Source organism: Janthinobacterium breve, assembly GCF_051380895.1.
Lineage (GTDB): Bacteria > Pseudomonadota > Gammaproteobacteria > Burkholderiales > Burkholderiaceae_D > Janthinobacterium.
Genome location: NZ_JBNYXY010000003.1, coordinates 284,670 through 310,547, shown reverse-complemented (window position 1 = coordinate 310,547; position 25,878 = coordinate 284,670). Strand labels below are relative to the sequence as shown.

Genomic DNA, 25,878 nt, shown 5'->3' with positions numbered 1-25,878 from the left:
CCCCGCAAGCGATTGCGGGGTTTTTTATTATCCAACTACGATTAAACACCTCATCGGCAGCACCATCGTCGGCACGCATACGGACGACAGGTGAACCCGGCGAAATCGCGCTGGCCATCGAAATGGACTGCGACGGCACCGACATCGGCAAGACCATCCACCCGCACCCGACGCTGGGTGAATCGATTGGTATGGCCGCTGAAGTCTACGAAGGCGTGTGCACGGACTTGCCGCCGCCGCGAAAACGCTGATAAAGAGTTAACTTTCAGTACTAAAAAAACCGGGACGTGTTCCCGGTTTTTTTATTTCCCTTGATCCTGGCAGCGTAAACCGCAGACGGGCCGTGGCGAATCCGCCCGATGTGAAAATTGGAGAGTATTGCCGTATGGAAAAAATGGCAGAATGGAGGTCTGAAAGCATATTCTGCTTTTGCTTCAACAGAAGCGTGTGATTTTTCCAGGAATGTTGCCAGTGTGTGGGTCGGTCAAGTTCCGCTGTACTGAGAGCCTGTCCCCGTAGATGAATACGTCCCCTGCTGGCGCCCCTCAGAAACGGGGATTGCGTTGATCGTCGTCGCGTGGCTTGCCACACATCCTCCTCACGCCTTGTCCGCGCTCCTGATGTTCTGCCAGCAGAAGACGCTCCCTACTGGGATAGGCCCTAAGAAAGTTTTGCAACAATGAAAAAGTTTACCGCCCTTCATATTGCCGATATTCGTTTGCGTCGGGCTGATGAGCAAGAGCAAGCCGTGATGCTGCATGCCTTGTACCAGGATGTGGCTGCTATCCTGGCGGCGGGCAAGCAGATCGATGCGATTTTCTTCACGGGCCAGCTGGTGGCGCTGGACGCCTGTGCCGGCACGACGCCCCTGTATGTCTACGAATATTTCCTGCGTCCCTTGCTGCAGGCGGCCAGCTTTCCCGGTGCGCGTTTCTACCTGGTGCCGGGCAGCCGCGTGCAGGGTGTCGCGGCTGCGGCGCTGGGCAATGCCGGCTTCAGTTTTTTCTCCGCCGATGAGCACGCCAGTGCCGAGCAGCGCGCGCACTACAAGAATATCCACGCCGTGTTCCACGGCCACCAGCACACGGGTGAGGCCAGTTCGCTGATGAAGTCGCTAGGCATCCTGTTCAAGAGCAATCCCGGCAACCTGTACGGTGCGCATGGCCAGATGGCGGCGTTTTCCGTGCTGGAGTTTGTCACAGGCGGAGCCGATGGTGACGCGCCAGGCACGCATTGGAAGGTCTCCCTGCGCGAGTTCGACGAAGTGAGCAAGAACTTCGCCCTGTCGGTGCTGTACACGCCGAATGGACAGGAAACGGGGCAGATGGATGCCGAGTATGTGTTTGCCACTTTGCTGCCGCAGCTGGCAGGCGAACGCGCCTATTTCGATTGCTTGCTGGGCAAGGCGGGCGCGCGACAGCGTGAGGACGCTGGCGTGGCTGCCGATGCGCGCGAATTCCTCATCGAGCTGGCGTTCGTGATGTTCGAAGCCAAGACCCTGTTCCTCGGCGAAGGGGAGCTGCAGCGTTTTGCCAGCGACTATTGCGGCGTGAAGGGCTGGAACATGGCGGCAAGGGACTGGCTGGCGCCGCTGCATGCGCATGGCTTGTTGCTGCTGGCCGATGGCCAGGTGGCGTTTGCCTTCGATTACTTCCGCACCTACTTCCTGGCGCAGCGCTTTGAAACTTCGTTCGACCTGATGCGCTATGGCCCGGAACGCCATGATGGAAGTGAGTCTTCACTTAATCTTGATGACCCGTCGGCGGCCCAACCTTTCCTGCGGGCGTTGGGCTTGAGCGATGAGCGTGCCGCAGTGGCGGTGCCGGAAGATTGTAGTCGCCCTGGCTGACTTCCCAGTCAATCCGCCCGGCTTCAGGCCGCGAGCGGCTGGTGCAAGGTGCCACGCAGGAACAGGTCCAGGCTGAGCGCTACCTTGGCGCGCAGTTGTGCCACATCCGGTTGCGTCTGCGGCGGAAACAGCAGGCGCGACATCTGATCTCCCAGCAGGCAATTGAGCAGGTGTAGCGCCAGGATGGCGGGCGTCAACTCCGCGCGAAACAGCGGCGCGATGTCGGGGCGGCTGAAAAACTTGCTCAGCATCTCGCGCGTCTGTCCCGGTCCCACCTTGTAAAACGTTTCCGCCAGTTCCGGGTGGGTGGCCGCTTCGGCCACCACCATGCGATTCAGGCGGATGGCAGCGGGCATGGTGACCAGTTGCACGAACAGCAGGCCGAACTCACTCAGGATGGCGGGCAGGGGCCGCATATCCGTTTCCAGCGCCGGCATGGTCGAGAAATAGGCGGCGCGGCGCAGTTCCACCACGGCATTGAACAAGCCCGACTTGCCGCCAAATTTCACATAAATCGTACGCACGGCCACATGGGCTTCGCGGGCGATCATTTCCAGGCTCACCTTTCCATACCCTTTTTCCAGAAACAGGCAGCCCGCCGTGTGCAGCAGGTTTTCCATGCGCGCCTCCATGTCGGCCGCGCGCGGGCGCCCGGCTGGCTTGCCGCAGCAGGAAAGCTCCTGGGCGGCGGCGTCGGATTCTGTATCGGTGGGCAAGGTGTCGCTGAGGCCGGGATCGGACATGGTCTGGGTCTCTTTATAAGGTTAGTGATGGCTCACACTGTAGTGCAAATTAAAATGAAATGCAATCGTTTCATTTCTTGACAAGCGCTTTTCTTTGTCCAATAATGAACCTATATCATTTCATTTTCGGAGCGAGTATGTCCAACCAGCCAGGTCAAGCAGAGCACAAGGTGCTGAGCGCCGTCCCACCCGCGGCCCCTGCCGCACCTTCCGCGCCCGCCGCTTCTGCCAGCTCCGCTGCACCGAATAACCGCGTGAAAATCATCGCCGGCCTGATCGTCCTCGTCGCGCTGGGCGCCGGCGCGCGCATGTGGTACCGCAGCCACTATTTCGTGGAAACGGAAAATGCTTATGTGTCCGGCCACGTGCATCCCGTCTCGGCGCGCATTTCCGGCGTCGTCACCAAGGTTTTCATCGACGACAATCAAATGGTGAAAGAGGGTGACGTGATCGCCGAACTCGATCCGTTCGACCAGCGCGTGAAAACCGAGCAGATCGCCGCGCAGATCGCCAGCGCCGAGCAGCAAGTGCTGCAAGCCGACGCGCAGATCGCGCAAGTGCAGGCGCAAGCCAGCGCCGCCCAGGCGCAAGTGGCGCAAGCCGACGCGCAACTGCTGCGCGCGAAACAGGATGCGGAGCGTTATGGCCAGCTGTACACGAGCCAGATGAAAGCCGTCTCGAAAGCGGAACTGGACGCCGCCAACGCGGCCCGTTCGAGCGCCGTGGCCGACCTGGCTGCCCGCCGCGACAGCGCCTCCGCCGCCAAGGCGCAGATTGGTGCGGCGCAAGCTGCGCGCGACGTGGCCAAGGCCCAGGTGGCCGTGCTGCGCGTGCAATTGAAAGACGCGGAACAGCAGTTGCAATACAACCGCGTTCTGGCCCCCGTCGCCGGCCGCATCGGCAAGCGCAATGTGGAAACGGGCATGCGCGTGCAGCCTGGCCAGCAATTGACGGCCATCGTGCAAGACAACGTCTGGGTCACCGCCAACTTCAAGGAAACGCAGCTGGCCGACCTGCACCGCGGCCAGAGCGTGCACGTGACCATCGACGCCATGCCGGGCAAGAAACTGGTGGGCACGGTCGACAGCTTCGCGCCTGCCTCGGGCGCGCAATTCGCGCTGCTGCCGGCCGATAATGCGACCGGCAACTTCACCAAGATCGTCCAGCGCGTGCCCGTGAAAATCGTCTTCCAGCCGGAAGACATCAAGGCCATGAATGGTCGCCTGGTGCCGGGCATGTCGGTGATCGCCGAAGTGGAAGTGAACCAGCCCGTGTCGGACAAGGACGCGCGCCACGCCGCCGCGCCAGCTGCTTCAGCCACGCAGACCGCCGCCCGCTAAGCTTCCATGAGCAGCCCTTCCACCACACCGGCGGCATCGCCGGCGTTTCCCGTGATCAGCGAGAAAGTCTCCGGGCGTACCTGGCTGGCGGTCGCCGCCGGCATGCTGGGCGCCTTCATGGCGGTGCTCGACATCCAGATCACCAACTCCTCGCTCAAGGATATCCTTGGCTCGCTGTCGGCCACCCAGGAAGAGGGCTCGTGGATTTCCACGGCCTACCTGGTGGCGGAAATTATCGTCATTCCCCTCACCGCGCTACTGGCGCGCGTGTTCGGTTTGCGCACCTACATGATCGGCACCACCGCTTTCTTCCTGCTGTTCTCCACCCTGTGCGGCACGGCCTGGAACCTGGAAAGCATGATCGTCTTCCGCATGTTGCAGGGGTTCACCGGCGGCGCCCTGATCCCCATGGCGTTCACCCTGGTGATGCTCAAGCTGCCGCCGTCGAAGCGCGCCGTCGGCATGGCCATTTTCGGTCTGACGGCCACCCTGGCGCCGGCCATGGGCCCGACCCTTGGCGGTTACCTGTCCGAGCTGTATGGCTGGCCTTCGATCTTCTACATCAACTGGGTGCCAGGCGTGCTGCTGATCGCCGGCATGATCTATGGCCTGGACAAGGAGCCGATGAAGCTGGAGATGTTTTGGAAAGCCGACTGGCTGGGCATCTTCTTCATGGCCCTGGGCCTGGGCTGCCTGACCATCTTCCTGGAAGAGGGCAACTCGAAGGACTGGTTCGACTCGGGCTTCATCATCGCCTTCGCCGCGCTGGCCCTGACGGGCATCCTGGGCTGGGTCGTCACCAGCGCCACGCGCGCCGAGCCGTTCGTCAACCTGGCCTTGTATGGCCAGCGCAATTTTCTGGTCGCCACCGTGCTGTCGGCCGTGACGGGCATGGGCCTGTATGGCTCGGCCTTTTTGCTGCCCCTGTTCCTGGGCCAGATCGCCGGCTATTCGCCGATGCAGATCGGTGAAGTCATCATGTGGGTGGGCTTGCCGCAGCTGTTCATCATGCCCTTCGTCGCCAAGTTGTCGTCGGTGGTGGACAACCGCATCCTGTGCTCGTTCGGCCTGCTGCTGTTCGGCGGCTCGTGCATGATGAATGCCTACATGGATGCTTCCACCGGCTACGACCAGCTGCTGTGGTCGCAGGTGGTGCGCGCGCTGGGCCAGCCTTTCGTCATGCTGACCCTGTCGAACTTCGCCATGAAGGGCATCGCGCCGAAGGACATGCCGTCCGCTTCGAGCCTGTTCAACATGACGCGCAACCTGGGCGGTTCGATCGGCATCGCCTTGCTGGCCACGGCCCTGAGCACCCGCGAGCACTTCCACTCGCAGCGCCTGGGTGAAGCGATCAATGCGTATTCCAGCGCCACGCAGCTGCGCATCGACCAGCTGACGTCCTCGTTCATGGCCAAGGGCTATGACGCCGTCACGGCCGGCAATCAGGCCTTGCAGGCGATCGACGGCATCGTGCGCCGCGAAGCCTATGTGATGGCCTACAACGATGGCTTTTTCCTGATCGGCGCCATCCTGCTGGCCTGCATCGTGCCCCTGTGGCTGGCCGACAAACTCAAAGCCCCCGGTGGCGGTGGCGGCGGTCATTGACCGCCCACGCAAACACCTCAAGAACAAGAAGGTACACATCATGCAAACAGTATTGACGAAAATCGCGCTGGCCGCTTCCCTTGCCGTGGCGCTCTCCGCCTGCGGCACCGTGGGCCAGGATTTCACCGCTCCGGCGAATGTGGCCGGCATCGACAACGGCGTTTTCCGCCATGGCGCTGCCGCAGCGGATGCCGCCCAGCTGCCCAAAGAGTGGTGGAGCATCTACGGCGACGCCACCCTGGACCGCCTCGAGCACAGCGCGCTGCAGGACAATCCCGGTGTGAAAGCCGCCGGCGAGCGCCTGCTGCAGGCGCTGGCGCAAAGCGGCACGGCGCGCGCCAAGCAGGGGCCGAGCGTGAATGTCAGCACGGGTATTTCGAACTCGCGCACCTCGGCCAATACCTCGCAGGGCCTGGCCCTGGGCAACCGCTCCATCAGCGGTAATAACTTCTCCGTGGGCGGTTCGCTGTCGTACGAAGTCGATCTGCTGGGCCGTGTAAAGCGCATGGTCGAAGCGGCCGATTCGCAGGCGCTGGCGGCGCAGGCCGACCGCGATGGCGTGCTGCTGATGCTGTCGGCGCAAGTGGCCAGCAATTACTGGCAGCTGCGCGGGCTCGACGCGGAAATGGCCATCCTGAATGGCGCGTTGGACACGCGCCGCGAGTCGGCGCAGCTGGTCGAGGCGCGTTTCAATGCGGGACTGACGAATGAGCTGGACCTGGCGCGCGCGAAAGTCGAACTGTCGAACGCGCAGGCCGACCTGCATGAAGTCAAGCGCCAGCGCAACCAGCTGGAAAACAGCCTGGCCACCCTGACGGGTAAGCCGCCGTCGGCGCTGCAATTGCTGGTGGCCGCCGAACCTTCCAGCTTGCCGCTGCCGCCCGCCATTCCCGTCGGCTTGCCGGCCAGCCTGCTGGCGCACCGTCCCGACCTGGTTTCCAGCGTGGCGGGCCTGCGCGCGGCGAACGCACAAGTGGGCGTCGCCGAAGGGGCGTTTTATCCGTCGCTGCAATTGACGGGCAATTTCGGCTACGCATCCGAAAAACTGCGCGACCTGGCGCAGGGCGGTTCGCGCCAGTTCAGCTTTGGCCCGCTGGCCCTGTCCCTGCCGATCTTCGACGGCGGCCGCAACCAGGCCAACCTGGACCTGTCCAAGGCGCGCTATGCGGAAGCCGTGGCGAATCACGAAACCAAGCTGCTGACGGCCTTGCGCGAAGTGGAAGACGCCTTGTCCGACGTGGAGCAGCGCCAGTTGCAGGGTGATGCCCAGGCCCTGTCGCAGGCAGCGGCGGCGCGTGCCTATCTGGTGGCGCGCACGCGTTACGAGCGTGGCATCTCGACCTACCTTGACGTGACCGATGCGCAGCGCAGTTCGCTGGCAGCGGACCGCGCCGCCGCACAGATCAAGACTCAGCGTTTGCTGGCGACGGTAGCCGTGGCCCGCTCTTTAGGTGCCGGCTGGCAGCCGGAAGGCGAGCTGGCCAGGCTGGCGTCCGCGCCGGCCGCGAAGGTGAACTAAGCACAATGGTTACGTGAGCGTGGCCGGTGGCGGTGTCGCCGCCGGCCCGTAGCGTTCGAGCAGAAAATCGATGAAAGTCGTCAGCTTCGGCGTGGGCTGGCGGTCGCGCGGATACAGCAGGTGCATGGGGCGCGGCGCCGGCACGTAGTCGGCCAGCAGCGGCACCAGGCGGCCCGCCGCGATATCGTCGGCCATCAGGATCTCCGCCTGCATGACGATGCCAAAGCCGTGCAGGGCCGCCACACGCAGTGCCTGTCCATTGTTCGAGCGGAAGCGGCTCTCGCGCACGGGGCTGCCATCGTCGTCGCCGCTCCTGGCCAGGCGCCAGCGCACATGGCGCGTCCACTGCATGAAGTCCAGGCATTCGTGGCGCGCCAGGTCGGCCGGCGTGCGCGGTGTGCCGTGTCTGGCCAGGTAGGCGGGCGCGGCGCAGATCACCATCGCATACGGTCGCAGTGCGCGCGCCACCATGCCGGAATCTTCCAGCTTGCCGATGCGGATGGCCGCGTCGAACCCTTCTTCCACCAGGTCCACCGTCCTGTCGTTCAAGTTCAATTCCAGGCTCACTTCCGGATACGCATCGAGGTAGTCGGCCAGCAGCGGCGCGATGCACTCGCTGCCGAAGGATACGGGCGCCGTGATTTTCAGCTTGCCGCGCGGCGCCGTGCGCATGGCTTCCGCGCCACGTTCGGCCGCATGGATGCTGGCCAGGATCTGGCGACATTGTTCCACATACTGCTGGCCGATTTCCGTCAGGCTTTGCCGCCGCGTGGTGCGCGCCAGCAGCCGCGCACCCAGCCGCTCTTCCAGGTATTTAATGTGCTTGCCGACCATCACAGGCGAAATCTGGAACGCATCGGCAGCGGCCGTGAAACTGCCCGCATCGACGACGGCGACAAAAATCTCCATGCTGCGCAATTTATCCATGGCTACCTTGATTGCAAACTTTGGGTTGGTAATCTTGTAAATTCTAGCGTATTTATTCCTTTTTGTAAGCGGCGCATACTGGCTCCATCGTTCAACCCACACAAGGAAGCAGCATGAAAATCGTCATCATCGGCGCCAGCGGCACCATCGGCACGGCCGTCGCCGCCCAACTGGCGCAACGCCATGAAATCATCGAAGTGGGCAGCCGCAGTGGCACGCACCAGGCCGACATGGGCGACATCGCGCAAGTGCGCTCCCTGTTCAAGCGCATCGGCAAGGTCGACGCTGTCGTCGTCACGGCCGGCAAGCTGCATTTCGGCCCCCTGGCCGAATTCACGCCCGAGCAATTCCAGCTGGGTCTGGACAGCAAGCTGATGGGCCAGGTCAACGTGGCGCTGGTGGCGCAGGAATACCTGAACGACGGCGGCTCGATCACCCTCACCAGCGGCATCGTGGCCGAGCAGCCTATCCGCTTCGGCGCGGCCGCCAGCATGACGAATGCGGCCGTGGAAGGCTTCGTGCGGGGCGCCGCCATCGAACTGGCGCGTGGCGTGCGCATCAATGCCGTCAGCCCCACGGTCCTGGCCGAATCGCTGGAAGCGTATGGCCCCTTCTTCTACGGCTTCGAGCCAGCCGCCGCCAGCCGCGTGGCGCTCGCTTACAGCCGCAGCGTGGAAGGGGCGCAGACGGGGCAGGTGTACAAGGTCTGGTAAGCCGCTTGCCATGCCATGGGGGCAGGTGGGACAATCGCAGGCTGAGCAAGAAAGTGGTAGCGCGCGATCCGCGCTGGCCGCGCCTGAGAAAAATCCAACCGAGACCTCCATGAAAAAACTCCTGATTCCCCTGCTGATGGCTGCCGCCGTCGGCAGCGCCTGCGCCGCAACGCCGGGCACCCCGGCTACCGCGCAACAACTGACCACCATGAGCGCCCGCTATGCGCCCGTCGCGCTGACCGCCGATGTCACGCACCTGTCCGCAGGCGACCGCCAGGCCATCGCCAAGCTGGTCGAAGCGGCCAAGCTGGTCGACGTACTGCAGCTGCGCCAGCGCTGGTCCGGCAATGAAGCGTTGTGGGCTGCCTTGAAGAAGGACAAATCAAAGCTGGGCCAGGCCCGTCTGAATTATTTCTGGATCAACAAGGGCCCATGGTCGGTGCTCGATGCGCATGCATCGTTCATGCCGGCCAGCTATGCCGGCATCGCCATTCCCGCGCACAAGCCGGAAGCGGGCAATTTCTATCCGCAAGGCGCCACCAAGGCCAGCCTGGAATCGTGGATGAATGGCTTGTCGGCGGACGACAAGCAGCAGGCGCAATGGTTCTTCACCACCATCCGCGCGGGCAAGGATGGAAAGTATCAGACCGTCAAGTATTCGGACGAGTACAAGGTGGAGCTGAAACAGCTGGCCAAGCTGCTCGACGAGGCGGCGGCTGCCACGGACAATGCATCGCTGAAGAAATTCCTCACCCTGCGCGCCAAGGCTTTTCTCGACAACGATTACCTGCCATCCGACTTTGCCTGGATGGACCTCGATTCGCCCGTCGACATCACCATCGGCCCGTATGAAACGTATAACGACGAGCTGTTCGGCTACAAGGCCGCGTTCGAGGCGTACGTGAACATCCGCGATCAAGCGGAAACGCAAAAGCTCAACTTCTTCGCCAAGCACATGCAGGAGCTGGAAGACAACCTGCCGCTCGACGCCCAGTACCGCAACCCGAAAGTGGGCGCGCTGGCGCCGATGGTGGTGGTCAACCAGGTGTATGGCGCTGGCGACGGCAACATGGCCGTGCAGACAGCCGCCTACAACCTGCCCAACGACGAGCGTATCATCAGCGCGCGCGGCTCCAAGCGCGTGATGCTGAAAAACGTGCAGGAAGCCAAGTTCAAGGCCACACTGACGCCGATTTCCAAGTTGGTACTCACGCCAGAAGCGCAGCAGGACGTGGATTTCAACTCCTTCTTCACGCACATCCTCGCGCATGAAATCATGCATGGCCTGGGCCCGCATGCCACCGTCGTCGATGGCAAGCCATCCACGCCGCGCCAGGACTTGAAGGAAGCGTATTCCACCATCGAAGAAGCCAAGGCCGACATTACGGGCCTGTACGCGCTGCGCTACATGATGGACAAAGGGCAACTCAACGATACCCTGGGCCAGGGCGACGTGGCCGAGCGCAAGCTGTACAACACTTTCCTCGCCTCCGGTTTCCGCACCCTGCATTTCGGCCTGACCGATTCGCACGCGCGCGGCATGGCCATCCAGATGAATTACATCCTCGACAAGGGCGGCTTTGTTTCCCTGGGCGACGGCAAGTTCGGCGTCGACTTTTCCAAGATCAAACAGGCCGTGATCGACCTGGACCGTGAATTCTTGACCATCGAGGCGACGGGCGACTATGCGCGCGCGCAAGCGTTGATGAGCAAGTACGTGGTCATCCGTCCTGAGGTGCAGGTCGCGCTCGACAAGATGAAGGCCGTGCCGAACGATATCCGCCCGGAATTCGTCACGGCCCGCGCCCTGGATAAAGCGACGAAGAAATAAACCTGACCTTGACTATTGTCAGTCTGCAAAGCCGGCGCCTGCGCCGGTTTTTTTTTGCCTTCTTTCTGAAAAGTTGCCAGTTTTTCCTTGTGGAAATATTTTCACCGCTTACTCTGCAGTAGTTGTTTCTCTTTCGTCCCGTCTATCCCATGCCAAATCCGCTCTTGCTGATGAGCTTGCTCATCGCTTTATCCCCTGCGCCCGCCGTGGCTGCCGCCCAGCTCACCGATCTGGAAAGCCGCTGGCTGCAGGCGGGCCAGCCCGTCATCGCGTTTGCGCGCGCGCAAGGTTTGCCCATCGATATCATCGTGCAGCCCCAGGATGCGCCCGGTGCCGTGCCGCTGGCGCTGGGCTACGAAGCGGGGCGCTGCAAGCTGGTGCTGTCGCTGCGCGGCAATACGCAGGCGGACAGTGTCTTGCAAGATGTACTGCCGGCGCGCCAAGGCATGATGATCGAAACGATGACGGCGCATGAAATCGGCCATTGCCAGCGCTATGCACAGGGCGACTGGCACGCCTTGCCACGCGGCTTTGTTGAGCCGCTCGGCAGGCAGCGGGGCAAGTTGACAGCGTTGGCGCAGGAGCTGCGCGAGACGCGCCGCGAAGAGGCCTATGCGGACCTGGTTGCCCTGGCCTGGATGCATGGACGCCACCCCGGGCAATACCCTGATGTGCTGGCCTGGATGCGCGGCGTGCGCGCCGGCGGCGATAGCGCGGGCAGTTCCCACGCCACGCAGGCATGGCTGGCGCTGGCGGATGGGGAAGGCGCATTTGCTGGGGCCGCTTCACCATTTGAACAGGCGCAAGTATTGTGGCGAAAGGGCTTGAGCGGCGACAAATAAACGCTGATTTTTACGAGGATGGCCGGTCAGCGTGTGCTGTCGCACGGAGCTTTGCGTGCGGCAGGGGTCTAATCTGGGCATCAACTAATCAGAGAGGAACCACCATGAACAAAATGATCGCACTCATGCTGGCCGCCAGTGCCAGCGCCCTGCTTGCCGCCACGCCCGCGTATGCGCAGGATGCCTCGTACAAGAGTTTGACGGACAAGGCAACGGCCGACTACAAACAGGCCAAGGCTGCCTGCGATGCCCACAGCGGCAACGCGAAAAAAGTCTGCGTGGAAGAAGCCAAGGTGGCGCGCACCAAGGCCGATTCGGACGCCGTGGCCCAATACCGCAACACGCCGCGCGAACTGGGTAAGGTCCGCAAGGATGTCGCCAATACCGAGTATGACCTGGCCAAGGCCAAGTGCGGCGACCGCACGGGAGGCGATAAAACCACGTGCATGAATGATGCCAAGGCGGCGAAAACGGCCGCGCTGGCTGACGCCAACACGGGTGCCAGGGCTGGCACCAACGTGGCGCAAAATCCGCCTGCCATGACGAAAGAAAACTGCGACGCCATGGATGCCACGGCCAAGGCTGCCTGCGTGACGCGCAATGCGGCCAGCAGCACCAAGGTGGCAGTGGAAGACTCCGTCATCACCACCAAGATCAAGGCAGACCTCGTCAAGGACAGTGACTTGAAAGCGCTGGACGTGCACGTGGAAACGGTGAACGGCGTCGTCATGCTCAGCGGCTTCGTGCCTTCCCAGGCGCAAGTGAAAAAAGCCGCCGACCTGGCCCGCGGCGTGGAAGGCGTGACGGATGTGAAGAATGGCTTGAAGGTGAAGTGAACCGCATTTTTCATAAGTCTTGCAGCCAGGACTGGAGTGGCACGCAGCAGTGTCGCTCCAGTTTTTTTTGATTGTATAAATTACGATCGTAATATAATATGAGAAAATCTTGCTGGCTCGTGCTGGTCGGCATCCACTTTTACTCATGAGGGCAGCATGCTTTCCTATCCTTTTTCGCAATGGCTGGAGCGGCGCGGCATCCACTTTGCCTGGGTCATCGTCGCCATTACCTTCCTCACGGCCTTGACGTCGTCGGCCGCGCTGGGCTTGCCGGGGGCGCTGATGCAACCCTTGAGCCGCGAATTCGGCTGGGATGCCGAGCAGATTTCCTCGGCCTTGGCCGTGCGCTTCATGCTGTTTGGCTTGATGGGGCCGTTTGCCGCCATCCTGATGGAGCGCTTCGGCTTGCGCAATGTCATCTGCGTGGCCCTGGGGCTGATCGCTGCCGGCATGCTGCTGGCGACGCGCATGACGCAGTTCTGGCACCTGGTCGCCCTGTGGGGCATCCTGCTGGGGCTGGGTTCGGGCATGACGGCGCTGGTCTTGAGTGCCGTGGTGGCGAACCGCTGGTTCGAGACGCACCGGGGCCTGGTGGTGGGCGTGCTGACGGCCAGCTCGGCCACGGGCCAGCTGCTGTTCCTGCCCGTAGGCGCCTGGCTGATCGAGCACTTCGGCTGGCGCACTGCCGTCATGCCCGTGTTTGCCAGCTGCGCCATCGTTGCCGTGCTGGCCTTCCTGTGCATGCGCAACCGGCCGCAGGATGTGGACCTGCGTCCGTACGGCGCCGATCCGGCCACGCCCCTGGTGGCGGCGCCTGCGGCGACAATGACGTTTGCCACGCCTTTTTTGATCTTGCGCAGCGTGGCTGCCAATCGCACCTTCTGGATACTCTTTGGCACGTTTTTCATCTGCGGCCTCAGCACCAACGGTCTGATCCAGACGCACTTCATTTCCCTGTGCGGCGATTCGGGCCTGTCCGCCGTGCCGGCCGCCTCCGTGCTGGCCATGATGGGCGCCTTCGACCTGTTCGGCACGATCTTGTCCGGCTGGCTGTCGGACCGCTATGACAACCGCAAGCTGCTGTTCTGGTACTACGGCTTGCGGGGCTTGTCCTTGTTCTGGCTGCCGTATTCGGAATTCACCCTGTACGGCCTGTCGCTGTTCGCCATGTTCTATGGCTTGGACTGGATCGCCACCGTGCCGCCCACGGTCAAGCTGGTGGGGGCCACGTTTGGCAGGGAGCGGGCGGGCATGGTGTTTGGCTGGATCTTCGCTGGCCACCAGCTGGGCGCCGCCGTGGCCGCCTATGGCGCGGGCCGCATCCGCACCCTGATGCTGACCTACAACCCGGCCCTGTTTGCCGCCGGCGCCGCCTGCCTCGTAGCGGCGCTGCTGGTGCTGGCGATCCAGCGCCAGAAGGCGGCCCTGGCCGCCGCCCAGCCGGCATGAAGAAAGCCAGGCCCGCGTCAGAGGAACCTGGCTTTTCAAGCAGAGCGCAGCAGGATTATTTTAAATACTTCGCCAGCCAGCCCTCAACTTCGCTGTAGAAGAAGCGGCTGTTCTCGCCCTTCAAGATCCAGTGGTTTTCGTCCGGGAACACGAGCAATTTCGCCGGCACATTCAGGCGTTGTTGCACGGCAAAGTTCATCAAGGCATTGTTGGCCGGCACGCGGTAGTCGAGCTCGCCCACGGTGATCAGGATGGGGCTCGTAAACCCCGTGCCTTTTTCATGGTTGCCCGCTTGCATGACCGGGCTTTGGTCGCGCCACACGGACAGGTTCGACCAGACGGGGCCGCCCGCATTGGTTTCACGGCCGAAACCGCCGTCGCTGGTGCCCCACTGCATGATCAGATCCATTTCGCCCGCGTGCGAAATGATGGCCTTGTAGCGCGTGGTGGTCGCTTGCAGCCAGTTGGCCAGGTGGCCGCCATAGCTGGCGCCGCCGGCGGCCAGTTTCGTGCTGTCGATGAAGGGGTACTTCTTGATGGCTTCATCGACGCCCTGGTTGACTTCATCGCCAGGGCCCTTCAATGGGTCGAATTGAATCGAGCGCGAGAATTCTTCGCCATAGCCGGTTGATCCCTTGTAGTCGGTCAGCAAGACAACGTAGCCGGGCTTGGCCAGCAAGTGATAGTTCCAGCGCAGCACGAACTGGTCGCGCCACATGCTGGCCGCGCCGCCGTGGATGACGGTAAACAGCGGGTATTTCTTGTTCGGGTCAAAGTTGGCCGGCTTGACGAGCATATTGTGGATCTGGCGGCCGTCAGCCGTGGTGAACCAGAAATGCTCGGGCGCCTGCCAGTCGATTTTATTGGCCTTGTCCGTGTTGACGGCCGTCAGGCGCTTTGGCTGCTTGCCGTTGAAGGCATAGATTTCCGGTGGGTTGATGGCGGATTCCCATACGCCCACCAGGGCCTTGCCGCCGCTGCTCAGCGAATTGATGCTGCCCGTCGGCAAGGATGGTTCTTCACGCATCTCGCCACCCCTGGCGTCGATCGAGTACAGCTTTTCCAGGCCCGCATGTTCGTAGCTGAAGACGACGCGCTTGCCGCTTTCGGGCAGCACGAAGCGCGAAATCGACCGGTCCAGCTTGGCCGTCAATATCGTTGGCGCAGGGTTGCTCATTGGCCAGGCGAAGCTGGCCAGGCGTTTCACGTCATACACCTTGCCCGGCGTTTGCGCGTCGCTGAGGGCGAACAGAGTCTTGCCGTCGGCGGCAAATTTCAAGGAACCGTAGCTATGTTTGTCCTGCGTCAAGCGCTGCGCCTCGCCGCCCGCCACGGGCAGTAAATACAGTTGCGAATACACGGCTTCGCGCTGGGCCGCATCGTGGTTGGTGGCCGCGTTGAAGACGACGGCCTTGCCATCCGGCGTCCAGACGGCGTCCAGCGATTGGCCTTCGTCGCCCTGGCCGCCGCCGAAGCCCGGCAAGGTGACCAGTTGCGTGCCCGACAGGATGTCGCGCGGCGTTGACTCGGACTGCGCGTCGACGATGAACAGGCGCACTTGCTTGTCGGTCAGCCATTTGTCGAAATAGCGCGGTGCCGTCGTTTCATACGAACGGGCGCTGTATTTGCGGTCCTTGCGCTCTTTGGCGCTTTGCTTGACATCGCTTTCCGTCTTATTGCCTGGATAGATGTCGCTGATGAACAGCAATTGCTTGCCGTCAGGGCTCCATTTCGGCAGGCGCGCACCCAGGGTCAGCGAGGTCAGGCGCTGCGCTTCGCCGCCAGCGGCCACGTCGAGGCGGTAAATCTGTCCCGCTTCATCGCCGTCGCGCTTGGCGACAAACACCAGTTGGCGGCTGTCCGGCGACCAGGCCACGGCGCTTTCGCCGCCCTTGGAGTAGGTCAGGCGGCGCGCGGGGCTGTCGTCAAGCAGCGACTTGATCCACAGGTCCGACCATTGCTCTTGGCTGGAGTAGGCGCTGTCGACGACGGAAAACACGGCCCAGCGTCCATCCGGGCTGGCGACGGGCGCACCCACCCGTTTCATCAGCCATACGTCTTCATGCGTGATGGCGTGTTTGGCTTGCGTTTGCGTGGTGGCAACTGGTATAGCCGCCGTGGTATCGGCGGCGTGGATGGTCGTTGCCAGCGAGGCGCAGGCTGCTGCGATCAGCAGGGAGCCTAGGGAACGGCGAAGACGGGGTGAGGTCATGGGCGTGGTCCGGGAAGTGAAAAAAGTACAGCGGGCAACATTATTGCCCATCGATTCCTGCACTGCCAAGGCTGAGTACCGTTACTTACCAGGCGGAATGGGCGTGTATCGGGCGGGCGCAGCCTGGCTGATCAGTTAAACTTGCCGCTTTACTCACGCTGGCGCTGCCTGAACATGAAAATTTGTCTACCCTTATTGAAAACGGCATTGCTGGGCGCGAGCTGCCTGCTGGCTGCCCCGGTTTTTGCAGCTGCCACCGCTCCGTACCCGAATACCAGCGCCATGGGCGTGGGCCACGCAGAAAGCACGGCCTGGTATGCGACTTGCCTGAAGGTCAAGGATGCGGCACCGCCGCCGGCCGACCTGCCGGCGCCGTCCGCCGTGGCATCGTTGCAGCAGTGCCAGGCGAACGAGCTGTATTACGATACCAAGAGTATGTCCTCGCCCAAGCCTGCCGACTGGCGTCCCGCGCGACATTGCGCCATGGCAACGCAAAACAGCGCCGTGCTGATGATGCTGTACCAAAATGGACAGGGCGTGCAGAAAGACCCGCTGCTGGCGCTCAAATATGCGTGCAGCATCGATGCGGCGCCGGCCGAGATGCAGGGGCGCATAGAACATTTGCAGCAGATCAATGCCAGCGGGCGCGGCATGATCGACTTGTGCGACGACATTACCAGCGGCTACATGATGGGCGTGTGCAGCGCCATCGATGCGCGCCAGAAGCAGCGCGTGCGCGCGCAGGCGACAGGCAAAGTCAGCGCAAGCATGCCGGCCGTGGCGCAAGCGTCGCTGCAAAAGCTGCAGACGGCGGCAAGCAAGTTTGCCGATGCGCGCGTGGCCCATGAAACGGATTTGAGTGGCACGGCACGCGCCGCCCTGAGCATCGCCGCCCGCACGGCCGAGCTCGATTTGCTGGCGCACGATGTGCGCGAGTACGAAGCGGGCAAGCTGCCTGCAAGCATGTCGAAGGCGCAAGTGGCGGCACTCGACAAGGAACTCAACGCAATCTACGGCAAGCTGATGAAAAAGCCGGCGGAAACCTATGCGGGTGCGGTGGGCAAGGATGGCATCCGCGCCACCCAGCGCCTGTGGCTGGCGTACCGCGATGCCTGGATGAATTTCGGCGCCGTGCGTTATCCGTCCGTGACGAGCGAGACCTGGGCCGGCCTGCTGACGGCGCGGCGCAATGCACAACTGCAAGATTTGCTGGAGAATTAAGCCATGCGGGAAGCGTATTACCACGAAGATGATTTTTGCATGATCGAATTGCTGCCGCTGGATAATTTGCAGCACTGTTTGACGCAGATGGGCGAGCAGCAGGCGTTCGCCGATGCGCACCGCAGCGGTGCCGGCTGGACGCAGATGTACGTGCCCGAGGCGCCGCCGTCGCCACTGCGCGCGCTGGGCCTCACGGCCGATCAGCTGCGGCTGGCGCTGGCGGACACCTTGCCGCCGTATGACGCCGTCTACACGGGCTACAGCAGTTACCGGGTGGAATGCAAGAACGTGCTGGCCTTTGGCGGCGAGAAGACGGAAACCCTGTTTGCCGGCCTGGGTGATGACGGCATCGTGGTGGATTTGTGGTGCAGCGATGGTATGCCGCAATTGTTGCTGCTGCCATTAAAAGAGCAGCTGTTGCTGGCCGACTGGGGTGCGGGGTTTGTGTGTCCGCTTTCGGATGGAGAATTGCTGGCGCGCTATCTGCAGGAATATGAACTCGACTAACGTTTATTCGCAGGCGATGGCATTCGGTTGCGCCACCTTGATGACCGACGCCAGGCGGGCCATGTCGTTGCCATCGCCCTGTTCCACATACGCTTGATAGGTGTCAATGACGATGCGCGCGCGGGCTTGCCAGCCGCAATTGTCGGCCTGGCGCGCGGTTACGCGCAGCAACCGGCGCGCCTCGCCATCGTTGGAAAAGCAGAACCACGCATCGTGCGTCGCTGCGGGGCGGGGCAAACGGCCCCATTGCGCCTTGTCGGGTGCGAAGCAGACGCGGTTGCCGATGATCTGCAGGCTCATCTCGTCCGTGCGCGCGCTGTACTGGCCGTCGAGCACGATGGGCGGCTGTACTTGTGCTTGCGCCTGCGCGGACAGGCAGGCGGCGGCCAGGAGGAGGGTGACGGCAAGTTTCATGCATTTCTTTCAGGGCTGGCAAGACGAAGCGCCAGTATAACCGCGAGGGCTGGAAACGAAAAAAGCCCATCCGTGAGGATGGGCTTTTTAGTACTGCGCATTCGTGGTAGGCCGTGCGGGATTCGAACCTGCGACCAACGGATTAAAAGTCCGCTGCTCTACCAGCTGAGCTAACGACCCGAAAGAGGCCGCATTATATATCAGTTGAAAAATAATGCAAAGCATTCCTGCGAGAAAGTGCAGGCCAGCTAATGCAGGGCTGCCGTGATCTTCAGCACTTCGTCGATGCTGGTCGTGCCGTCGATGATCTTGCGCGCGCCGGCGATGCGCAGCGGCGTCATGCCGTCGAGAATGCTCTGGCGGCGCAGCACGTGCAGGTCGGCGCCCGCCTTGACCAGCTGGCCGAACGTTTCCGTCACGCTCAGCAGTTCATAAATACCGGCACGTCCCAGGTAGCCGCTGTGCCGGCACTGGGCGCAGCCGACCGGGCGGTACATGGCCTCCGGCCGTTCCAGCTGGCCGCCCGTCAGGCGCTGCCATGATGCCTCGCCTGTGGCGGCGTCCAGCTGCTTGCAGCCCGGGCACAGGCAGCGCAGCAGGCGCTGCGCCAGCACGCCGATCAGGCACGCTTCCAGCAGATAGGCAGGCAAGCCCAGTTCCAGCAGGCGCATGACGGCCGAGGGCGCGTCGTTGGTATGCAGGGTCGACAGCACCAGGTGGCCCGTCAGCGCCGCCTGGATGGCCATTTCGGCCGTGGCCAGGTCGCGGATTTCTCCCACCATGATGATGTCGGGATCTTGCCGCATCAGCGCCCGCACGCCATCGGCAAACGACAGTTCGATGCCGGCCTGGGTTTGCACCTGCATCTGGTTGAAGGCCGGTTCGACCATTTCAATGGGGTCTTCCACCGTGCATACATTGACTTCGCTGCCGGCCAGCGCCTTCAAGGTGCTGTACAGGGTGCTGGTCTTGCCCGAACCGGTGGGACCGGTTACCAGCACGATGCCGTGCGTGCGCGCCGTCAGCTGGCGCCAGCGTTCGGCGTCCGCGGGAGGGAATCCCAGATCAAACAGGCTCCTGACGGCGATCTCGGGATCAAAGATGCGCATGACGAGCTTTTCGCCGAAGGCCGTGGGCAAGGTGGACAGGCGCAGCTCGATTTCCTGGCCCTGCGCATTGCGCGTCTTGATGCGGCCATCCTGGGGGCGGCGCTTTTCCACCACGTCCATGCGCCCGAGCAACTTGATGCGCGCCGTCATGGCCAGCAATACCACGGGCGGTAATTGATAGGCTTGGTGCAGCCGGCCGTCGATGCGCAGGCGCACGAGGCCAGCGTCGCGTTTCGGCTCCAGGTGGATGTCGGACGCGCGCTGGGAAAACGCGTATTGCCACAGCCAGTCGACGATGCGCACCACGTGCTGGTCGTTGGCGTCGAGGCTGCTCTTGTTGCGTCCCAGTTCCACCAGCTGTTCGAAATTGTGGCGCAGCGCCAGGTCTTGCGTGGACGCTTGCCGGGCCACCTTGACGGAACTGGCCAGGCTGAAAAATTGCGCGATGGCGTCGGCGATGTGCAGCGGATTGGCGATGACCAGGCTCAGCTTGCGTGGCGCCAGGTTCCCCAGCTGCGCCTGCCAAGTGAGCGCATAGGGCTGGGCGGTGGCGATGACGATGCGCTCAAGCGTGCTTTCCACGGGCAGGATGTTGAAGCGGGCCGCATAGCCGGCCGTCATGACGTCGGCCACCTGGCTGAAATCAATGTGCAAGGGATCGATGCGCATGTGCGGCAGGCCGGCCCGTTGTGCCAGCCACGCGCACAGGGTGTCGAGCGTCAGCGCGCCGTGGGCGATGTTGCACAGCGGATGCAAGGCCGGCACTGGCAGCAGGGCGGCCTGGGCGACGATGGCGGCCGCTTGCGCCGCGTCGAGCAAGCCGTCTTCCTGCAGCCAGGCCAGCAGTTGTGGCAGTTGCAGCGGCGTGTTGCAAGGAGGGGAAGCGGGCATGGCCGGTGCCTTTCAGGGCTGCCGGCCTTGCGTGGGTGTGCCGGCGCTTACAGGGTACTGACGATGCCCTTGACCCAGGTCTTGGCGGGCAGCTTGGTCTCGGCGACGATCTGCTTGGCCCGTTCCAGCAGGGCCGCTTGCGCTTCGGCATCGAGTGCCACTTTCGTCTTGAAAGCGATCGCCACCACGTTCCCATCATGGACTTCCGGCAGGCAGATCACCTGTGCAAACGCAAACTTCATCGCCTTGATGTTCTTCGCGTAGCTGGGGTGGTCGCCAAACAGGTTGACCGTCATGATGCCGTGCGGCGCCAGGCAGGCGCAGCAGGCGGAATAAAAATCCGCGCTGTCGAGCACGGGACCGCGCGCCGTGGCGTCGTACAGGTCCACCTGCAGGGCGTCCAGGGTGCCGTGGTTGGCATCATCGTTGACGTAGTCGAGCGCATCCATCTCGCGCACGTGCAGGCGCTCGTCGTTGGGCGGCAGCTTGAACATCGAGGCGCAGATGGTGATGACGGAGGGATTGAGTTCAATGGCTTCCACTTGCGCCTGCGGGAACTGGCGGTAGCAGAACTTGCTCAGCGCTCCCGTGCCCAGGCCCAGCTGGGCGAGGCGCTGCGGTTGCTCGATCCACAGCATCCACGCCATCATTTGCTGCGCGTATTCGAGTTCCGGCCAGTCCGGCTTGCGGATGCGCATGGCGCCCTGCACCCATTCCGTGCCGAAATGCAAATAGCGCACGCCATCCATTTCGGACAGGGTGACAGGGGCATAGCGGGGCTTGCGCGCGGGGCGCGAGGATTCGACTTGTTCGATGGATTTTCGTTTGATAAGCATAAGGCGGCCTGAAAGTGTGCCGCATTATAGCCCGTGCCGGGGCGCCATAAAAAATGCCAGCCGCTGGGGCTGGCATGCTACGGACCGGTTGTCGCGCTTACTGTTGCGCTGGCTCGATCGATACACGCAGACGGATGCGTTCGCCCGGATCATAGGACATGATGCTCGTGTAGTTGCGGCCGCGGTAGTCGTAGGTGACCTGGTAGCCATTGTTGCGCGATTCCCAGTGGTCGACCTGGCGGCATTGCTTGACGGCTTGTTCCTGCATGCCGCCCTGATAGTTGTTCTGGTTGTCGACACGGTCGCCGACGACGGCGCCGGCAATCGCGCCAGCGGCAGCGGCGGCCGTGCGGCCATTGCCGCCACCGACCTGGCTACCGAGCAGGGCGCCGGCGATACCGCCGACGATGGAGCCGCCAGCGCTGCGCTGCTGCGGCGGCGCCTGCACTTGCACGTATTCCGTACGGCATTCCTGGCGTGGACGATTGATCTGTTCCACTTGCGGCACGACGCGCACGACTTTGCCGAAATCTTCAAAGTCGGCAGCCTGGGCGAGTGGCAATGCGCCGATACAAAGGGCTGACATCATCAATTTGGCTTGCAAGTTCATTTCTAACCTCATTATGTAGAGAATCTTTCAGGGTATTTTTTACAACTTGGGACTATAGTAATCCCGCCAGACCGGGGCAAGTGTTTCGCATGGCAACAAAATGTAACAGCCCAAGCCCCTTGCCCCACAGTCTGTAACATGCACTTTCAATCGATACAAGATGTTGAAGTGACTTGAAACCAGCGGTTTGTAACAAATCTTGCGTTTGACATCATATTCGGGTTGATTCATACAGGACAACACGTTACCCTAATACGCGTATGGCTTAGATAAAATCGCACTGAATCGCATAAAAGTTGATACAGATCGAATCACCGCGTGCGCATTGACCCGCGTGCGGGGATGCAATAAGAAGAGCAGCTAGAAAAAATCCATACATAACAGGTCGATTTGAGGGAAAAATGAGTTTGTTACTAACCGTGCCGCCCAACCTTGTCCAGTCCATCCGTGCCTTTCGCGTGACCGAATTACAAGACGAGGCGGTTCGTCTCGGGCAGCACTTTTTATATGCGCATTGCAACGCTGGACAGACCAAACAACAAGTCATCGGCATTATTGCAGAAGCATTCCTGTTTCCGAAAAACCTGGCGAAGAATTTTGATGCCCTGCGCCTGTGCCTGACGGACACCATGCACAAGGCCGGCACGCAAACGGGCTTCCTGGTGGTGCTTGAGCAATTGCCAAATACGCAAAAATTCGACAAGGAAGCACGCGAGATCCTGCTCGACGTGTTTCGCGACGCGGCCGACTACTGGGCCGAGAAGAAAGTGCCGTTCCGCGTCTTCTATTCGTTCGAGTAAATACTTACTCTTGCCGTGGCGCCGTAAAACCGGCCTCGCATGCAGATGGCAATCGGCAGCGCCGGGCGGCTGCGGCGCTCCGGCGCTTATGTTGCGCCGCAACAATAATACCGGCCTTTCTAGATTCGCATCGCCATAGCGGGTACAATGCGCGCTATGAAAAATATCGTTATCCTCATTTCCGGACGCGGCAGCAACATGGAAGCGGTTGTACGCGCGGCGCAAGCCGAGCAATGGCCTGCCCGTATTGTTGCCGTCATCAGTAACAGGGCCGACGCCCAGGGACTGGTTTTTGCCGCGGAACATGGAATAGCGACGGCAGTCGTTGCCAATAAGGATTATGCCAGCCGCGAGCAGTTTGATGCGGCGCTGCAAGCCGTGATCGACGGCTTCGCCCCCGACCTGGTCGTGCTGGCCGGTTTCATGCGCATCCTGACGGCGCCCTTCGTCGAGCATTACGCGGGGCGCATGCTCAACATTCATCCGTCGCTGCTGCCGCTGTTCCCGGGCATGGCGACGCACCGCCAGGCGCTCGAGGCGGGTGTGACGGAACACGGCGCGACCGTGCATTTCGTAACTGCCGAGCTCGATCATGGCCCGGCCGTGGCGAGCGCCCAAGTCCCCGTCTTGCCAGGCGACACAGAAGACAGCTTATCGGCGCGCGTGCTGGTACAGGAACATCTGCTTTACCCGCGCGCCATCCGCCTGTTCATTGACGATAAACTGTCAGTCGAGCATGGCCAGGTCCGCGTGGACCCTCAATAAAATATTACAGGAAGAATAACAATGAGATTGCCACCAGCGATACTTGCCAATGCTGAAGAAGTATTGCGCGAAATTTTACGTTTCACGGCCCCGGCCGACACCACCCTGTCGCGCTATTTCCGCGACCATCCGCGCCTCGGTTCGCGCGAACGCGGCGCCATCGCCGAAGGCATTTATGCCGTGCTGCGCAACAAATCGTTCTTTACCGATTTCGCCGAAGCGGGCAGTGGCCCGACCATGCGCCGCCTGACCATCCTCGGCCTGGCCGAAGCTGTCGGCGCCGACTCCCTGGGCGGCTTGACGGAAGAAGAAGTCGAATGGCTGGAACGCATCACGCAGATCGACCGCAGCCTGATGCCGGCGAACATGCGCGCCAACATGCCGACCTGGTTGTTCGACAAGCTGATCGCCCAGTTCGGCGAAGCGGAAACCATGAAGCTGACCGATGCGCTGAACGCGCCGGCGCCGCTGGACTTGCGCGTCAATTCGCTCAAGGCCACGCGTGAAGACGTGATGCTGGCCCTGGCCGAAGCACCGATCCTCAGCACGCCGACGCCTTATGCGCCGCTGGGTTTGCGCGTGCTCAAGAAGCCTTCGCTGCAAAACATGCCTTTGTTCCAGAGCGGCGCCATCGAAGTGCAAGATGAAGGCAGCCAGATCCTGTCGCAGATCGTCGGCGCCAAGCGCGGCGAGATGGTGGTCGATTTCTGTGCCGGCGCGGGTGGCAAGACTCTCGCATTGGGCGCGCTGATGCGCAACACGGGCCGTTTGTATGCGTTTGACGTGTCGGAAAAGCGTTTGGCCAAGCTGAAGCCGCGCATGGCCCGCAGCGGCCTGTCGAACGTGCATCCGGTGCAGATCGCGCATGAGCGCGATGCCAAGATCAAGCGCCTGGCCGGCAAGATCGACCGCGTGCTGGTCGATGCCCCGTGCAGCGGCCTGGGCACCCTGCGTCGCAATCCGGACGTGAAATGGCGCCAGCAGCCGAACTCCATCGTCGAGCTGCAAGCCAAGCAGGCGGCCATCCTGGCCGGCGCGGCGCGTCTGGTCAAGGGCGGCGGCCGTCTGGTGTACGCCACCTGCAGCTTCCTGAACGAAGAAAACGATTTTATCGCCGAGCAATTCCTGGCCGCCCATCCGGACTTCACCCTGGTGCCGATGAGCAAGGTGCTGGCTGAACAGAAGATCGAGCTGGAAATGGGCGACTACCTGAAATTGTTGCCGCACCTGCACCAGACCGACGGCTTCTTCGCTGCCGTGTTCGAGCGCAAGATCATGCCGAAAAAAGTCTACGCCGATGAGAAACCGGCCGACGACGTTGACGCTGAACAAGCCGAGTAAGCTAGTCCCGGGCGGCCGCTGCACCTGCAGTGGCCGCTTTCAATGCCGCCAGCCCGCCTGGCGGCATGGGCACACCGCCCATCCGTCCCACCTTCCAGCCCCCATCTGCCATGAACGAAACCCCGCTGCTCAACCTGATCACTGATTTTGTTAATGATTTCCGTCAACCGGCCATCCTGTGGCAGGCATTGGTCATCGTCGCTTGCCTGGCCCTGAGCTGGTTGCTGGTGCGGCAGTTGCGCGAATTCCTGCACCAGCGGGCGGAAGCGGCCGCTGTCCCGGCTACGCCGGAAACCTTGCAGCGCACGGACAGTTTCATCCGCATCCTGACGCCCGTGTTGGCGGCCATGCTGCTGGGCATTGCGCAACATTTCCTGGCCAAGTTCCAGTCGGTGAATTTGCTCAGTATTGCCATTCCCCTGTGCACCTCAATGGCGCTGGTGCGCTTCGGTTTTTATGTGCTGCGCCGCATTTTTGCCCGCCATGGCGATATCAGCCCGACCATGTTGCTGTTGGAAAAGATCTTCACGGTCGTGGTGTGGGCCGGCATGGCCCTGTATATCACGGGCCTGTGGCCGGAACTGCATGCCTTCCTGGAAAGCATCGTCGTGCCGCTGGGACGCAACAAGGTCTCCGTGGCTGCCATCTTGCAAGCCGCTATTTCGGTGGCCGTGCTGCTGGTGCTGGCCATGTGGGCCGGCACCTCGCTCGACGAGCGCCTGATGAAAATGCAGGGTCTGCACACCTCCTTGCGCGTGGTGTTGTCGCGCATGGGGCGCGCCGTGCTGATCCTCGTCTCCGTGCTGATCAGCCTGTCGCTGGTGGGCATCGACCTGACGGTGCTGTCCGTGTTTGGCGGCGCATTCGGCGTGGCGCTGGGCTTTGGCTTGCAAAAGATCGCCGCGAACTTTGTGTCCGGCTTCATCATCCTGCTCGACCGTAGCCTGACCATCGGCGACATGATCACTGTCGGCCAGTTCACGGGCAAAGTCACGCAAATCAATACGCGCTATACTGTGTTGTTGGGTGGCGATGGGGTTGAATCCATCGTGCCGAATGAAATGCTGATTTCCGGTGGCGTGCAGAACATGTCGCTGAGTAATCGCATGGTCTGGCTGTCGACGGCCGTATCGTTGGGCTATGAAACGGATCTCGATGTCATCTTTCCCTTGCTGGAAGCGGCGACAGCCAAGGTGCCGCGTGTGTCGCAGAGCAATGCGCCATCGGCCACCCTCGTGCGTTTCGGCGCCGATGGCCTGGACGTGCAGATCGGCTTCTGGATCGCGGATCCGGAAAACGGCACGGGCGGCGTGAAGTCGAATGTGAACCGCGCCATCTGGCGCACCTTGCAGGAACATAAGGTCACTGTACCGTTTCCGCAACGCGAATTGCGTATTGTTGGTACGCCTCCTGCCCCGCTTGCGGGCGCGGCAGAGGGTGAGTCCGCGCCATCCGGCACCCAGCCTTAACCTCGCTGCCTGCCTCCGATTTTGCCTGATAGCACCCATTAGGGCGTAC

General features: G+C 62.1%; 22 protein-coding genes, 1 tRNA gene and 1 pseudogene. 16 read left to right on the top strand and 8 right to left on the bottom strand.

Translation table 11 applies throughout. The features are described from left to right. Positions 1–49 precede the first annotated feature (49 nt). Positions 50–251 (top strand): annotated as a pseudogene (locus ACQ4W0_RS06845) (oxidoreductase dimerization domain-containing protein); the annotation flags it as partial. Between the two features lie 428 nt (positions 252–679). Continuing rightward, a complete protein-coding gene (locus tag ACQ4W0_RS06840) occupies positions 680–1,849 on the top strand; it encodes a hypothetical protein (RefSeq protein WP_436576067.1) in 1,170 nt (389 codons plus the stop codon). A 23-nt stretch (positions 1,850–1,872) separates the two neighbouring features. On the opposite strand, the gene ACQ4W0_RS06835 is transcribed toward ACQ4W0_RS06840, so the two are convergent. Beyond that, positions 1,873–2,592 (bottom strand): TetR/AcrR family transcriptional regulator, encoded by a 720-nt coding sequence (locus ACQ4W0_RS06835; protein WP_436576066.1) that lies wholly within the window; start codon positions 2,590–2,592, stop codon positions 1,873–1,875. Positions 2,593–2,729: 137 nt separating this feature from the next. Here ACQ4W0_RS06835 and ACQ4W0_RS06830 point away from each other — a divergent pair, with 137 nt between their 5' ends. From ACQ4W0_RS06830 to ACQ4W0_RS06820, 3 genes are read left to right on the top strand one after another with little or no spacing between them, the layout of a single operon-like run. Beyond that, on the top strand, positions 2,730–3,932 hold the full coding sequence (locus tag ACQ4W0_RS06830) for an HlyD family secretion protein (RefSeq protein WP_436576065.1): 1,203 nt from the start codon (positions 2,730–2,732) through the stop codon (positions 3,930–3,932). A gap of 6 nt (positions 3,933–3,938) precedes the next feature. Then, complete coding sequence (locus tag ACQ4W0_RS06825; RefSeq protein WP_436576064.1) at positions 3,939–5,537, top strand: DHA2 family efflux MFS transporter permease subunit; 1,599 nt, start codon at positions 3,939–3,941, stop codon at positions 5,535–5,537. 40 nt (positions 5,538–5,577) lie between these two features. After that, positions 5,578–7,056: an efflux transporter outer membrane subunit gene (locus tag ACQ4W0_RS06820; RefSeq protein ID WP_436576063.1), complete on the top strand. Its 1,479-nt coding sequence runs from the start codon at positions 5,578–5,580 to the stop codon at positions 7,054–7,056. Between the two features lie 9 nt (positions 7,057–7,065). Here ACQ4W0_RS06820 and ACQ4W0_RS06815 read toward each other — a convergent pair whose 3' ends face one another. After that, on the bottom strand, positions 7,066–7,983 hold the full coding sequence (locus ACQ4W0_RS06815; protein ID WP_436576062.1) for a LysR family transcriptional regulator: 918 nt from the start codon (positions 7,981–7,983) through the stop codon (positions 7,066–7,068). A gap of 113 nt (positions 7,984–8,096) precedes the next feature. Here ACQ4W0_RS06815 and ACQ4W0_RS06810 point away from each other — a divergent pair, with 113 nt between their 5' ends. From ACQ4W0_RS06810 to ACQ4W0_RS06790, 5 genes are all read left to right on the top strand, one after another. Continuing rightward, positions 8,097–8,696 carry a short chain dehydrogenase gene (locus ACQ4W0_RS06810; RefSeq protein WP_436576061.1) on the top strand — a complete coding sequence of 200 codons (600 nt, stop codon included), beginning with the start codon at positions 8,097–8,099 and terminating at the stop codon, positions 8,694–8,696. A 109-nt stretch (positions 8,697–8,805) separates the two neighbouring features. Continuing rightward, positions 8,806–10,527, top strand: a complete 1,722-nt coding sequence (locus ACQ4W0_RS06805) for a dipeptidyl-peptidase 3 family protein (protein WP_436576060.1) — start codon at positions 8,806–8,808, stop codon at positions 10,525–10,527. A 149-nt stretch (positions 10,528–10,676) separates the two neighbouring features. Further along, on the top strand, positions 10,677–11,369 hold the full coding sequence (locus ACQ4W0_RS06800; protein WP_436576059.1) for a hypothetical protein: 693 nt from the start codon (positions 10,677–10,679) through the stop codon (positions 11,367–11,369). A 104-nt stretch (positions 11,370–11,473) separates the two neighbouring features. Further along, positions 11,474–12,205: a BON domain-containing protein gene (locus ACQ4W0_RS06795; RefSeq protein ID WP_436576058.1), complete on the top strand. Its 732-nt coding sequence runs from the start codon at positions 11,474–11,476 to the stop codon at positions 12,203–12,205. Positions 12,206–12,361: 156 nt separating this feature from the next. Continuing rightward, a complete protein-coding gene (locus ACQ4W0_RS06790) occupies positions 12,362–13,654 on the top strand; it encodes an MFS transporter (protein ID WP_436576057.1) in 1,293 nt (430 codons plus the stop codon). A 55-nt stretch (positions 13,655–13,709) separates the two neighbouring features. On the opposite strand, the gene ACQ4W0_RS06785 is transcribed toward ACQ4W0_RS06790, so the two are convergent. Further along, a complete protein-coding gene (locus tag ACQ4W0_RS06785) occupies positions 13,710–15,866 on the bottom strand; it encodes a prolyl oligopeptidase family serine peptidase (protein WP_436576056.1) in 2,157 nt (718 codons plus the stop codon). A 174-nt stretch (positions 15,867–16,040) separates the two neighbouring features. Between ACQ4W0_RS06785 and ACQ4W0_RS06780 the strand changes: the two genes are divergently transcribed. Both ACQ4W0_RS06780 and ACQ4W0_RS06775 read left to right on the top strand, forming a co-directional pair. Beyond that, positions 16,041–17,087 carry a lysozyme inhibitor LprI family protein gene (locus ACQ4W0_RS06780; protein ID WP_436576055.1) on the top strand — a complete coding sequence of 349 codons (1,047 nt, stop codon included), beginning with the start codon at positions 16,041–16,043 and terminating at the stop codon, positions 17,085–17,087. A 39-nt stretch (positions 17,088–17,126) separates the two neighbouring features. Beyond that, entirely contained in the window at positions 17,127–17,594 is a 468-nt protein-coding gene (locus tag ACQ4W0_RS06775; protein ID WP_436576054.1) for a hypothetical protein, read from the top strand. 3 nt (positions 17,595–17,597) lie between these two features. Here ACQ4W0_RS06775 and ACQ4W0_RS06770 read toward each other — a convergent pair whose 3' ends face one another. The 5 genes from ACQ4W0_RS06770 to ACQ4W0_RS06750 form a co-directional block, all read right to left on the bottom strand. Then, on the bottom strand, positions 17,598–18,008 hold the full coding sequence (locus ACQ4W0_RS06770) for a hypothetical protein (protein WP_436576053.1): 411 nt from the start codon (positions 18,006–18,008) through the stop codon (positions 17,598–17,600). 104 nt (positions 18,009–18,112) lie between these two features. After that, positions 18,113–18,188, bottom strand: a tRNA-Lys gene (locus ACQ4W0_RS06765). A gap of 68 nt (positions 18,189–18,256) precedes the next feature. Further along, entirely contained in the window at positions 18,257–20,008 is a 1,752-nt protein-coding gene (locus ACQ4W0_RS06760) for a GspE/PulE family protein (protein ID WP_436576052.1), read from the bottom strand. 47 nt (positions 20,009–20,055) lie between these two features. Continuing rightward, complete coding sequence (locus tag ACQ4W0_RS06755; protein ID WP_436576051.1) at positions 20,056–20,844, bottom strand: class I SAM-dependent methyltransferase; 789 nt, start codon at positions 20,842–20,844, stop codon at positions 20,056–20,058. A 97-nt stretch (positions 20,845–20,941) separates the two neighbouring features. Then, on the bottom strand, positions 20,942–21,454 hold the full coding sequence (locus ACQ4W0_RS06750) for a glycine zipper 2TM domain-containing protein (RefSeq protein ID WP_034785134.1): 513 nt from the start codon (positions 21,452–21,454) through the stop codon (positions 20,942–20,944). A gap of 401 nt (positions 21,455–21,855) precedes the next feature. Here ACQ4W0_RS06750 and ACQ4W0_RS06745 point away from each other — a divergent pair, with 401 nt between their 5' ends. The 4 genes from ACQ4W0_RS06745 (at position 21,856) to ACQ4W0_RS06730 (ending at position 25,829) form a co-directional block, all read left to right on the top strand. Further along, positions 21,856–22,254 (top strand): barstar family protein, encoded by a 399-nt coding sequence (locus tag ACQ4W0_RS06745; protein ID WP_102120630.1) that lies wholly within the window; start codon positions 21,856–21,858, stop codon positions 22,252–22,254. A 156-nt stretch (positions 22,255–22,410) separates the two neighbouring features. Continuing rightward, positions 22,411–23,019: a phosphoribosylglycinamide formyltransferase gene (gene purN / locus ACQ4W0_RS06740; RefSeq protein WP_436576050.1), complete on the top strand. Its 609-nt coding sequence runs from the start codon at positions 22,411–22,413 to the stop codon at positions 23,017–23,019. 21 nt (positions 23,020–23,040) lie between these two features. Then, complete coding sequence (locus tag ACQ4W0_RS06735) at positions 23,041–24,360, top strand: RsmB/NOP family class I SAM-dependent RNA methyltransferase (protein WP_436576049.1); 1,320 nt, start codon at positions 23,041–23,043, stop codon at positions 24,358–24,360. 29 nt (positions 24,361–24,389) lie between these two features. Beyond that, the gene (locus tag ACQ4W0_RS06730; protein WP_436576048.1) at positions 24,390–25,829 is read left to right on the top strand and encodes a mechanosensitive ion channel family protein; all 1,440 of its coding nucleotides are present in this window, start codon (positions 24,390–24,392) and stop codon (positions 25,827–25,829) included. Positions 25,830–25,878: the final 49 nt, after the last annotated feature.